Consider the following 11,973-nt stretch of genomic DNA (forward strand, 5'->3'; position numbering starts at 1 on the left):
TCCGGGCGGCCTCCTCGGCGGCGAGACGTTCGGCCTCGCGGCGGGCGGCCTCCTCAGCGGCGACACGTTCGGCCTCGCGGCGGGCGGCCTCCTCGGCGGCGAGACGTTCGGCCTCGCGGCGGGCGGCTTCCTCGGCGGCGCGACGTTCGGCCTCGCGGCGGGCGGCCTCCTCGGCGGCGACACGTTCGGCTTCGATCCGGGCGGCTTCCTCGGCGGCGAGACGTTCGGCCTCGCGGCGGGCGGCCTCCTCGGCGGCGAATCGTTCGGCGGCGATGCGAGCCGCTGCTTCATCGGCGGGTGGCGAGGTCGGCTCGGCGACCTCGCCGGCTGCGGCAGCCCGCCCGACGGGTCGCTCGGCGTGTCCACCGCCACGGAGGAAACGCAGAAGGAAGAAAGCGGCAACCCCAGCAACCGCGACCAACACCAGAATCTCGTTCAGGGACATTTGAGGTCCTTTCGCACTGAGAGCATCGTCCCGATGCATCGACAGTTGCCGGTGCACCCCCTCGCATGGCATCGCCCAAAGCTGGCACGGGCGTGATGCCCGATTCCCGCATGATAAAACGAATGTCCGCCGCGTAGGGCGATCGCTTGCTGGCGTGCCGTCTCGCAAGTGCGCTTGCCGGCTCTCTTGCGCAGATCGCCGCGACGCTGCGTTGCGAACCTTCGCAAGGTGTTCCGCCTGCTGCGCTTCGCGCTCTGCCTGAGGGAGATTTCGCGCAAAATCCGATTGCCTTCACCTGGATGTCGGCACGTTCATTTCGTGCATGCTTCCGCGCCCATCGCTCAAGGAATTTGCGAGACAGCACACCAGGAACTCGATGAGCGCGACGAGAGCGCTTGGCGGTCGGGTCGAGAAACTGAGAGAATCGCGGTTTCCGAGTTGAGTCGGCTGGCGTGTGTGTCCGTCTGGCGGCCTTGCGCGGGCTCCCGCCGTCGACGAGCCTCGCTGACCGAAAGCGGGCAGCGTCCAAAGGCCGCTCGGGGTGGGCTGAAGGGCCGTCGCCACGAGGCGGCACGGGGTGTTCCGGGAAGGAGGGTTGCATGGCGCCGCTCGGTACGTCGGCGGATGTCGCGCCAATCGAAGAGATCATCGTCGAAATGCGGGCCGGCCGGATGGTCGTTCTGGTCGACGAAGAGGATCGTGAAAACGAGGGAGACCTCGTCCTCGCCGCCGAGCATGTCACGGCCGAGGCGATCAATTTCATGGCTCGCTTCGGTCGCGGCCTGATCTGTCTGACGCTGACCGAGGCGCGCTGCCGGCAGCTCGGCCTGACACAGATGGCGCGCGACAACAAGAGCCCGTACAGCACCGCGTTTACGGTGTCCATCGAGGCGGCCAACGGGGTGAGCACCGGAATTTCGGCCCACGATCGTGCGCTGACCATTCAGGCGGCCGTGGCGAGAAACGCGAGACCCGAGGACATCGTGCAGCCGGGTCATGTTTTCCCGATCATGGCCCGACCGGGAGGCGTGCTGGTCCGCGCCGGGCACACCGAAGCGGGCTGCGACCTCGCGCAGTTGGCCGGACTCGAGCCGGCCTCGGTGATCTGCGAGATTCTCAAGGAAGACGGGAGCATGGCGCGTCTCGACGACCTGATCGTCTTCGCCCGTGAACATTCGCTGAAGATCGGCAGCATTGCCGACCTCATCCATTACCGGAGCCGGCACGAGACCCTCGTCGAGCGGACGCTGTCGAAGGCGGTGCAGTCAGCGTACGGCGAGTTCACGCTCCACGCCTACACCGACCGCACGTCGGGCGAAGTCCACCTGGCGCTGACCAGGGGCGATATTCGCCCGGATCGGGAGACGCTGGTCCGGGTGCACGAACCGCTGTCGGTGGTCGACTTCCTTGATCCCGGCGGAGGACGCCACACGTTCCCGCTGAACGTGGCTCAATCGGCGCTGGCCAGGGTCGAGGCCGGGGTGATCGTTCTCCTCCATCGCCCGGAGAGCGGGCAGGACATCCTGGCGATCCTCCGCGAGCCGGCTGCAGCCCGGCGTCCGGCGGCCCGCTGGGACCCGCGGCTGTACGGGATTGGCGCGCAGATTCTCCGGGATCTCGGCGTCGGCCGGATGAAGCTGCTGGCGAGCCCGCGGCGGATGCCGAGCATGACCGGTTTTGGTCTCGATGTGACCGGTCATCTGGCCAGTGTCGCCGATCTGGAGAGGCTCTGATGGCCGCCCGCAGGACAAGCGGCGACGACCGTCCGCCGGCGCGCCGGGCGCAAGACATTTTCGAGTTCGAGCCGTCGCTGTCGGGTGAAGGTCTGGCCGTTGGAGTGGTGATGAGCCGCTTCAATCAGGACATCGGTGAGGGACTGCTGAGCGCTTGCACCGACGAGCTGCGCCGGCTCGGCGTCGCCAGGCAGTCGATCGCCATCGCCACCGTCCCGGGCGCGCTGGAAATCCCGCTGACTCTGCAGGGCATGGCGCAGAGCGGCCGCTTCCAGGCCCTGATCGCTCTCGGGGCGGTGATTCGCGGTGAAACCTACCATTTCGAGATCGTCGCCAACGATTCGTGTCGCGCTCTGATGGACGTGCAAATGCGCTTTGGCGTGCCCGTCGCCAACGGGATCCTGACCTGCGAGGACGACGATCAGGCCCTCGCCCGGATGCACCAGAAAGGGCTGGATTGTGCGCGGGCAGCGGTCGAGATGGCCAATCTTCTCGGTCGGCTGAGGGAGCTGCGATGAGCGGAGGGCGTTCGCCGGCATCCCGTGACGCGCAGTCCGGAGTACAGACCTCGCCGAGACGACGGGCTCGTGAACTCGTTCTCCAGGGTCTGTACGAATGGCAGCTCAGCGGCAACGACGAGGCGGCCGTCGAGGCCGGGCTGCGCAGCAGCGACGGCTTCGATCGGGTCGACCGCGAGTTCTGCGTCGAACTGCTGCGCGGGGTGTTCGCCGAGGGCGAGCAACTCAAGGAGGAACTCCGGGGTCATCTCGACAGGCCCTTCGGCGAACTGTCGCCGATCGAGGCGAGCGTGCTGCTGGTTGGCGCCTTCGAGTTGCGGAACTGTCCGCAGACGCCTTATCGGGTGATCATCAACGAGTGCATCGAACTCGCCAAGACCTACGGGGGTACCGACGGTCACAAGTACGTCAATGGCGTTCTCGACAAGCTCGCTGCACGACTGCGGGTGGCCGAGGTCGAAGCCCGGCGCGCGGCGCGTGGCCGCCCCGGCTGATTGCCCGGTGGAGGTGGATCCGGCTGACCTGCCCGGCGTGCCTGTCGATGCCCGGCGAGTTTGAGCTGATCCGGCGCCATTTCTCCCGCCCCGCACACGGCGCGGTTCTCGGCGCTGGTGACGACTGTGCGCTGGTGGCGCCGAGCGTCGGCATGGAACTGGCGATCAGTACGGACATGCTCGTCGCCGGCACGCATTTTCTCCCGGGCACCGATCCCTGCCACCTCGGCTGGAAGGCAGTCGCCGTCAACCTCTCCGACCTCGCCGCGATGGGCGCGCAACCACGGTGGATCCTGCTCGCGATCAGCCTGCCTGAGGCGCGGGACGAGTGGCTCGCAGCGTTTGCCGAAGGGGTCTTTGCCTGTGCCGCCCGTTTTTCGGTCGAGCTGATCGGCGGGGATACGACGCGCGGTCCGCTCAACCTGTGCCTGACGGCGCTCGGCGAAGTGCCTCCGGGAGAGGCGCTTCGCCGCGATCGCGCGGTCGCCGGTGACGATCTCTGGGTCTCCGGTCAACCCGGGTTCGCCGCGCTCGGTCTGGCTCACCTGCAGGGTCGGACCCGGCTTGCCGAGGCGCTTGCCGCTCGCTGTGTGGATGCGCTGAATCGCCCGCTGCCACGCGTCGAACTCGGGCTCGCTCTCCGGCGGCGACACCTGGCGCGAGCGGCAATCGACGTTTCGGACGGTCTGCTCGCCGACCTCGGTCACGTCCTCGACGGCTCGCGGGTCGGCGCCGAGGTGCTGCTCGCTGGTCTGCCGCAGCCGATCGTCGGAGTCGAGGCAGAACTCGCTCGCCGTTGCCAGCTCACCGGCGGAGATGACTACGAGCTGGTGTTCTGCGCGCCACCGGCGCAGCGCGACCAGCTGGTCGATCTGTCTGCCGACCTCGGAATTCCGCTGTCGCGCTTCGGACGAGTCGTCGATGCGCCCCCCGGCAGTCTGCGGGTGATCGACGAGCACGGACAGCCGTTCGGGATTGCCACCAGAGGGTACGAACATTTTGCCTAGCCGGCCGTCTCTCGGCTTCCTGCTCGCGCATCCGGCGCACCTGCTGGCCTGCGGTTTTGGCAGCGGCCTCTCGCCGTGGGCGCCGGGCACCGCCGGCACTCTGTTGGCTTGGCTGTCGTTTCCGGTGCTTCGCGGATCACTCGGCGATCTCGAGTTCTTCGGCCTGCTCGTCGTGTCTCTGGTTGCCGGGGTGGCGGCGGCGAACCGGACCGGCGCCGATCTCGGTGTGGTCGATCACGGGAGTATCGTCTGGGACGAGATCGTCGCCTTCTGGCTCGTGCTCTTTCTCTGTCCCGGGCAACTCCTCTGGCAGGCTGTCGCTTTCGCCCTGTTCCGCTTTTTCGACGTCGTCAAACCCGAACCGATCCGCCATTTTGACGAGAAGATGAAGAACGGCCTCGGGGTGATGTTCGACGACCTGATCGCCGCCGGCTACACGCTGCTGGTCCTGGCGTTGCTGGGTTTCGTGCTGCGATGAGCGCCGTGGAGCAGGCTGCGCTCGAGGCTCTGGCGGCCCGGGCCGGACGAGTTCTGCGCGATGCAGGGGCGCGTCTGGCCACCGCGGAGTCGTGTACCGGGGGCTGGGTGGGCCAGTGCCTGACCGCGATTCCGGGCAGTTCCGAGTGGTTCGATCGGGGCTTCATCACTTATTCGAATGAGGCGAAGGTCGAACTTCTCGATGTCTCGGCAGACCTTCTGCGTCGCCAGGGGGCAGTCAGCGAAGCGACGGCCGCGGCGATGGTTCTCGGGGCGCTCGCGCACAGCCGTGCCGACTGGGCGCTGGCGATTACCGGCGTCGCCGGTCCGGCTGGCGGCTCGCCGGGCCGGCCGGTGGGCACCGTCTGTTTCGCCTGGGCTGGTCGGGAGGGCGCGGTGGACACGCTGACCCGCCATTTTTCCGGTCATCGAGAGGCGATCCGGGCGCAGTCCGTCGCCTGTGCGCTCGAGGGGCTCGTCGAGCGCGTCGGACGGTGTCTGGCCTGAACTGTCTGCCGGCGCCCTTCGGGTGGCCGACGGTTTCGGCAAAGCCCTGTCGGCTTGTAATAAAATGAGTGACTTGAACGTTCGCCCGGGTTCTGTAGATGCGCTCAGCAATGGCAAGCTTCCTGCTCTGGCGTGCCGCGATCGTGGTGCCCCTCGCCTGGCTCGCCGCCGGCGACGCTGCGGCGCTGGGTCTCGGCCAGATGACCGTGCTGTCACGGCTCGGCGCCCGCTTCGAGGCGGAGGTGCAGCTGGTCGAGAACTCGGGCGGCCGGCGCGCGCAGGCCAGCTGTTTTCGCCTCGGTCAGGCCGGCAATGGTGACATTCCGGCGCTGACGCGGGCCAGCCTGACGGTCGAGCAGGGCAGCAGCGGCCTGCGCCTGCGAATCGTTTCCGATCAGACGATCAATGACCCGGTTCTGCAGGTTCGTGTGCATGCCGGCTGCGGCGCCGAGGTCGTGCGCAATTACCTGGTCCTCGTCGATCCTCCGATTGCTCCCCGGGTGCCGGGAGCCGGCCGACCGGCGAATGGCTCGCGGGCGGCGGGCGACGTGTCGGCATCGCGCTGGGCGGGCCAGTCGGGCGGGCAGTTGCCGGGTACCGGGGCAACGCGGCCGGGACTCAGCGGGGCGGGTGAAGCCGCGAGCGTCGAGCTGCCTGGTCCGCGGAGTGACGACGTGCCGAAAAAGCCGGGGAAACCGTTGCCGCGGCAGCCGACGCTGGTCACGAGGCCGGCCGATCGGCTGGTGCTGTCGATCGAACCGCAACTCCCGACTCTGGCCGACGGCGAGTTTCCCGCGTTGCGTCTGAGCAGCCGCCTTTCCGCCCACCTGCTGAACCGGTTCAGCGAGAGCCAGCGGGCGCTGCTGCGCATCGAGTACAAACTGCTCTCGGCGATTCACACCCAGGCCGAGCAGCAGTTGGCCGTTGCCGAACAGGTGCGGCGTATCGAGGCGACGATCGCCGAGCTTGAGCAGCGCGCCGAAGGGCAGGCCCGGCTGGCGGAGATTGCGCGCTCGGCAGCGCCGGCTGCCATGCCGGCGGCTACTTCGCGTCCAGTCGGTGCGCCGTCCGAGAAGGGGGGCGCAGTGAGCGAAAGAGCCAGACCTGCGCGCACGTCGCCGGCCGACGAAGGCGACTGGTGGGTCGCAGCCGGGCTGCTGCTTGTTCTGGTCAGCACACTGGCTTGGTGGCTTCGCCGCCGCTCGGTTGGCAGGTCACCCCAGGCTGCGGTCGCCGCGCCTGCCGAGCAGCCGCCATCGTCAGGGACCGAGTCCCTCTGGGAACTCGATCCCGGTTCCGCTTTCGGCGACCAGGATGGAACCGGCGGCTCGGCCCGCAGCACCGCCGTGCGCGAAGATCAGGTCGGCAAGGCTGGCCGGGTTCCCGGCGGGGAGGGGACCGACGACGCGGCAGCGGTCCTCGATCTTGCCGAGATCATGCTTTCTTTCGGACGCCTGAAGGCGGCGGAACAAGCGCTGGTCGAATTCATCGACAGAAAGCCGGCTGTCGCCGTGGGGCCGTGGCTGAAGCTGCTCGAGGTCTACCGTCAGAGCAACCAGCGCGAAGCTTTCGATGCCCTCGCCATCAGGCTGACCCGGCGTTTCAACGTCGCGCCGGTAGACTGGGACACCACCCAGCTGGCCGCTTCCCCGGCGCTATCCGCGGGGGATCTGCGGGTCTTGCCGATCGAGGGACTTCTCGCGCGGCTGCCGGCGATCGGCAGGCTGGTCCATGTCCGCCAGGCGATTGCCCGGACCTGGGGTTCTCCCGAATGTCTGGCGTACCTCGAGCGGTTGCTGCGCGACAACCGTCACGGAGAGCGCACCGGCTTCAGCCTGCGCATCGTGCACGAGATCCTGTTCCTGTCCGATCTTCTGCAGAGCCGCCTTCCAGGCGGCGATTGACCGGCGCGCTGGCGTACGGTCACGGCCCGGCCAAATGGCGATGGCGTTTCGCCGAATACTGTATATAATGACAGCAAAAGGCGCCCGCGGACGGCAGACCGGAGCGAGCCGAACGTGGGATAATTCTCGTCAATCAGCGCAAAGGACAGGTAACGATGGACGACAACAGGTCGAAGGCGCTCGCTGCCGCACTGGCCCAGATCGAGAAGCAGTTCGGCAAGGGTTCGATCATGCGGATGGGCGAAGGGAGCGTGGCAGGCGACATCTCGGTGGTGTCGACAGGCTCGCTGGGGCTCGACATCGCCCTCGGGGTCGGCGGACTTCCGCGTGGCCGGGTGGTCGAGATCTACGGTCCTGAATCGTCGGGCAAGACGACGCTGACCCTCCAGGTCATCGCCGAGATGCAGAAGCTCGGTGGGACCGCGGCGTTCATCGACGCCGAGCACGCCCTTGATCCGGCCTATGCGCAGAAGCTTGGCGTCAATCTCGACGACCTGCTGATCTCCCAGCCCGATACTGGCGAGCAGGCGCTGGAAATCGCCGACATGCTGGTGCGCTCGGGGAGCGTGGACATCGTGGTCATCGATTCGGTTGCCGCACTCGTTCCCAAGGCGGAGATCGAGGGCGAGATGGGCGATTCGTTGCCAGGTCTGCAGGCTCGTCTGATGAGTCAGGCCTTGCGCAAACTGACCGCCAACATCAATCGGACGAACACCCTGGTGATCTTCATCAATCAGATTCGCATGAAGATCGGGGTCATGTTCGGCAGTCCGGAGACGACGACAGGCGGCAACGCGCTGAAGTTCTACGCGTCGGTGCGCCTGGACATCCGGAGGATCGGCAGCATCAAGAAGGGCGACGAGGTCATCGGCAGCGAGACGCGCGTGAAAGTGGTCAAGAACAAGGTTGCACCGCCTTTCCGTGAAGCGATCTTCGACATCCTGTACGGTGAAGGGACCTCGCGCGAAGGCGAGATCATCGAACTCGGCGTCCAGCACAAGCTGATCGACAAGTCGGGATCGTGGTACGCGTACAGCGGCGAGAAGATCGGCCAGGGCAAGGACAACGTCCGCGAATACCTGAAGAGCAGACCACAGATTGCCCAGGAAATCGAATCGAGGATCCGCGCGGCCGTGAAGGTCCCCGCGCCAGCCGCGGCGACTTCAGCCTGAGAAGTTGTCGAGAAATCGGCGCGAGCAGGCGGCTTGTGCCTGCGCCGGACGGTGTCTGCAAGTCCAGCACCGCGGGCGAGCTGAACGGGCAGGCCGATGGTCGGCGAGCGGTGACCGAGGTCCGCTGATGAACGAGTCCCTTCGCGAACGTGCGCTGCGCATGCTCGCCCGCCGCGAGTACAGCCGCCACGAACTGGCGGCAAAGCTCGGTGCTCTGGCTGGGTCCGCCGACCAGATGGCGTCTCTGCTCGACCAGTTGGCCGCCAGCGGCCTGCTCTCGGACGAGCGCTATGCGAGCGTGAGAGCGCGCTCGCGCGGTTCGAGGCTCGGCGACTCGAGGATCGCCCGGGAGTTGCGGGCACGCGGCGTCGACGATCGGCTGATCGCGCAGGCGCTGGCCACAGTCGAGGACGAGCTCACGCGAGCCCGCCACGTCTGGCGGAAGCGCTACGGTGATCCTCTTCCGGTGGCCACCGGGGATGTCGCCGAGCGAGCCCGGCAGTACCGTTTCCTGGTCTCGCGAGGCTTCTCCCACGAGACGATCCGGCGCCTCATCGGCGCAGACTTCGAGGATGACGAGGTATGTCCGACAGGCAGAGCAGACTGACGACGCGCAGGCTGAACAAGCGCTACAAGGCGCGAACGGTCGTCCATGACGTTTCCTTCGACGTCGTCAGCGGCGAAGTGGTCGGGCTGCTCGGGCCGAACGGCGCGGGAAAGACCACTTGCTTCTACATGGTCGTCGGCCTCATCGCCTGTGATGGTGGCGCCGTTCACCTCGACGACGTCGAGCTCACGCATCTGCCGATCCACCGACGTGCTCGCCTCGGAGTCTCGTATCTCCCGCAGGAGGCCTCCGTTTTCCGGAAGCTGACAGTCAGCGAGAACATTCGCGCAGTGCTCGAGTTGCAGCCGTTGTCGGGCGAAGAAATCGAGGCACGCGCGGAGAGACTGCTCGAGGAACTGCACATCGGCCACCTGCGCGCGAGCCCGGCGACGTCGCTTTCTGGAGGCGAGCGACGACGCGTCGAGATCGCCCGGGCGTTGGCCACCGAGCCACGGTTCATCCTCCTCGACGAGCCCTTCGCCGGAGTGGACCCGATCGCCGTTCTGGATATCCAGAAGATCATTCGCTTTCTGAAGGAACGAGGGATCGGTGTACTGATCACCGACCACAACGTGCGCGAGACGCTGGGCATCTGTGACCACGCCTACATCATCAACGAGGGTGGGGTGCTCGCTGCTGGCCGCCCGGACGAAATCATTTATAATGAAAACGTCCGGAAGGTGTATCTGGGCGAGAACTTTCGCCTCTGAGCCCGATGTGCCAAGGGCCCCAATTCGCGAACCATACGGGCGGTTTCCCATGCCCACGCAGTGGATTACCTGGTTCCGTAGATGAAGCCATCCCTCCAGCTCAAACTCTCCCAGCATCTCGCATTGACGCCGCAACTGCAGCAGTCGATCCGGCTGCTGCAGCTGTCTACGCTGGATCTCGAGCACGAACTGGAGAGATACCTGCAGGAGAACCCTCTGCTGGAACGTGCCGACGAGTATTCGGTGGCCATTCCGGGCGGCGCCGAGAGGAGCGTCGATTCCGCTCGCGAAGAGTCGCTTGAAGAGGGCGGTGGGGAACCTGCTCTGGGTGGCGAGGAGAGCTGGCTTGACGACCAGGCTCGGGCATTCGGGTCATCGGGCTCCTTCGATGACGATCCCGAGAGCGACTATCAGGATGCGAAGGCAGCCAGCGTATCGCTGCGCGAGCATCTGCTGAGCCAGCTCGGCCTGCTGACCGTTTCGGAGCGGGATCGCGTCCTGGTGCGCTGCCTTATCGAAGCCGTCGATGACGACGGCTATCTCACGCAGTCGCTCGAGGAACTGGCCGAGGCGATGCCCGGAGAGTTCGAGATCGACCAGGACGAGCTGCAGATTGCGCTCAGGTATCTGCAGAATTTTGATCCCACGGGAGTCGGGGCGCGCAGCGCTCAGGAGTGCCTGCTGCTGCAACTGGAGTCGCTGCCTGCGGATTCGACGTGTCTGCTGGCACAGCAGATCGTCCGCCAGCATCTCGATCTGCTGGCCAGCCACGATTTTCAGAGGCTGAGGAAGCAGATCGGTTGCGAGGAGGACGAGTTGCGCGCTGCGCACCTGCTGATCTGCAGTCTCAATCCGCGGCCGGGGGCCATCCATGCCTCACCGGACATCCGTTACATCACGCCGGACGTGGTCGTGCGCAAGCTTCGTGGTCAGTGGTCGGTGAACGTCAATGCCGATGCCTACCCGCGGCTGCGGATCAACAGCCTGTACGCCCAGATTCTGTCCAGGCAGCGCGGTTCCGGGCTTGCCGGTCAACTGCAGGAAGCCCGCTGGCTGATCAGGAATGTCCAGCAAAGGTTCGACACGATCCTCCGCGTCGCCCAGGCGATTGTCGATCGCCAGCGACAGTTTCTCGATCACGGCGAAGTGGCCATGCGCCCGCTGGTTCTCCGCGAGATTGCCGACGCTCTCGGGTTGCACGAGTCGACGATCTCGCGGGTGACCACGCAGAAGTACATGGCGACGCCGCGCGGGATCTTCGAGCTGAAGTATTTCTTTGGCAGCCACGTCGGCACGGAAGCCGGCGGGGCCTGCTCGGCGACCGCGATTCGCGCCCTGATCAAGCAGATGATCAGCGCCGAAGAGCCCAGGAAGCCCCTCTCGGATAGCCAGATCGCCGAGATCCTTGGCCAGCAGGGCATTGTCGTGGCACGGCGAACGATTGCAAAATACCGTGAAGCGCTCAATATCCCGCCGGTCAGTTTACGCAAGTCCATTTAAGAACAAGGAGCCACATCATGAACCTGCAAGTCAGTGGACACCACCTCGAGATCACTCCGGCGTTGCGCGATTACGTGACAGGCAAGCTCGAACGGGTTGCCCGGCACTTTGACAACGTGATCGACATCAGTGTGATCCTCTCGGTGGACAAGCTGAAACAGAAAGCTGAGGTGACCGTTCATCTTGCGGGCAAGGACGTCTATGTCGAATCCGTGGACGAAGACCTCTACGCGGCCATCGACGGACTGGCCGACAAGCTGGACCGCCAGGTCCAGAAGTACAAGCAGAAGCTGCAGGATCACCACCGCGGAAACAAGATCTCGGACCACATCGGGGCCGAATGATCGATCGGCGGTCCGCGCAAGGCCGAACAGCCGGGGCCGTCGTCTGTTCCTTGCGTCCTGCTGTCCGAAGCCATCCACGTCCGCCTTTTCGGGTCTTTGTCGTATGAGCCAGATCACCCAACTCCTCCCGCTCGAAAACATCCTCCTGGATCTCGAAGCGAGCAGCAAGAAGCGCGTTTTCGAGCACGTCGGGCTTCTTTTCGAAAACTATCTCGGGATCGCGCGCAGCACGGTTTTCGACAGTCTGTTCGCGCGTGAAAAGCTCGGCTCCACCGGCCTCGGACAGGGGGTGGCCATACCGCACGGGCGGATCAAGGGCCTCCGGGACGCCACCGGAGCCTTTCTCCGCCTGGCTACGCCGGTGCCCTTCGATTCACCCGACGGCAAGCCCGTTTCGCTGCTGTTCATCCTCCTGGTGCCCGAGGTCGCTACCGAGCAGCACCTGCAGATCCTCTCGGAACTGGCGCAGCACTTCTCGGACCGGACTTGCCGCGAGGCGCTGGCCAGAGCACCCGATGCAGCAACCGTCCGCAAGATCTTCGCCGATTGACCGGG

At 65.9% G+C, this 11,973-nt stretch carries 13 protein-coding genes and 1 pseudogene; all 14 read left to right on the forward strand.

Going from position 1 to position 11,973, the window contains the following annotated elements:
* Nucleotides 1-541: pseudogene (locus NFW05_RS09135) on the forward strand (hypothetical protein); the annotation flags it as partial.
* Between the two features lie 503 nt (nt 542-1,044).
* Complete coding sequence (gene ribBA, locus NFW05_RS09140; RefSeq protein WP_295305352.1) at nt 1,045-2,178, forward strand: bifunctional 3,4-dihydroxy-2-butanone-4-phosphate synthase/GTP cyclohydrolase II; 1,134 nt, start codon at nt 1,045-1,047, stop codon at nt 2,176-2,178.
* The gene (gene ribH / locus NFW05_RS09145) at nt 2,178-2,696 is read left to right on the forward strand and encodes a 6,7-dimethyl-8-ribityllumazine synthase (RefSeq protein ID WP_295305354.1); all 519 of its coding nucleotides are present in this window, start codon (nt 2,178-2,180) and stop codon (nt 2,694-2,696) included. Before ribBA ends, ribH begins: the two co-directional genes overlap by 1 nt.
* Complete coding sequence (gene nusB / locus NFW05_RS09150) at nt 2,693-3,190, forward strand: transcription antitermination factor NusB (RefSeq protein ID WP_295305357.1); 498 nt, start codon at nt 2,693-2,695, stop codon at nt 3,188-3,190. The genes ribH and nusB overlap by 4 nt, the downstream gene beginning before the upstream one ends.
* Before the next feature lie 47 nt (nt 3,191-3,237).
* Entirely contained in the window at nt 3,238-4,197 is a 960-nt protein-coding gene (thiL, locus tag NFW05_RS09155) for a thiamine-phosphate kinase (protein ID WP_295305360.1), read from the forward strand.
* Entirely contained in the window at nt 4,187-4,675 is a 489-nt protein-coding gene (locus NFW05_RS09160; RefSeq protein WP_295305513.1) for a phosphatidylglycerophosphatase A, read from the forward strand. Before thiL ends, NFW05_RS09160 begins: the two co-directional genes overlap by 11 nt.
* Entirely contained in the window at nt 4,672-5,181 is a 510-nt protein-coding gene (locus tag NFW05_RS09165) for a CinA family protein (RefSeq protein ID WP_295305363.1), read from the forward strand. The genes NFW05_RS09160 and NFW05_RS09165 overlap by 4 nt, the downstream gene beginning before the upstream one ends.
* A gap of 98 nt (nt 5,182-5,279) precedes the next feature.
* Nucleotides 5,280-7,085 (forward strand): hypothetical protein, encoded by a 1,806-nt coding sequence (locus NFW05_RS09170; protein WP_295305367.1) that lies wholly within the window; start codon nt 5,280-5,282, stop codon nt 7,083-7,085.
* 155 nt (nt 7,086-7,240) lie between these two features.
* Entirely contained in the window at nt 7,241-8,257 is a 1,017-nt protein-coding gene (gene recA, locus NFW05_RS09175; RefSeq protein WP_295305370.1) for a recombinase RecA, read from the forward strand.
* Between the two features lie 127 nt (nt 8,258-8,384).
* Nucleotides 8,385-8,864, forward strand: a complete 480-nt coding sequence (gene recX / locus NFW05_RS09180) for a recombination regulator RecX (RefSeq protein WP_295305372.1) — start codon at nt 8,385-8,387, stop codon at nt 8,862-8,864.
* The gene (gene lptB / locus NFW05_RS09185) at nt 8,840-9,574 is read left to right on the forward strand and encodes an LPS export ABC transporter ATP-binding protein (RefSeq protein ID WP_295305375.1); all 735 of its coding nucleotides are present in this window, start codon (nt 8,840-8,842) and stop codon (nt 9,572-9,574) included. Before recX ends, lptB begins: the two co-directional genes overlap by 25 nt.
* Nucleotides 9,575-9,655: 81 nt before the next feature.
* On the forward strand, nt 9,656-11,074 hold the full coding sequence (locus tag NFW05_RS09190; RefSeq protein WP_295305378.1) for an RNA polymerase factor sigma-54: 1,419 nt from the start codon (nt 9,656-9,658) through the stop codon (nt 11,072-11,074).
* A gap of 17 nt (nt 11,075-11,091) precedes the next feature.
* Nucleotides 11,092-11,418, forward strand: coding sequence for a ribosome-associated translation inhibitor RaiA (gene raiA, locus NFW05_RS09195; RefSeq protein ID WP_295305381.1), 327 nt, complete (start codon nt 11,092-11,094; stop codon nt 11,416-11,418).
* Nucleotides 11,419-11,521: 103 nt separating this feature from the next.
* Entirely contained in the window at nt 11,522-11,968 is a 447-nt protein-coding gene (gene ptsN, locus NFW05_RS09200) for a PTS IIA-like nitrogen regulatory protein PtsN (RefSeq protein ID WP_295305384.1), read from the forward strand.
* The last annotated feature ends 5 nt before the right edge of the window (nt 11,969-11,973 follow it).

This window comes from Accumulibacter sp. (assembly GCF_023806625.1).
Classification (GTDB): Bacteria; Pseudomonadota; Gammaproteobacteria; order Burkholderiales; family Rhodocyclaceae; genus Accumulibacter.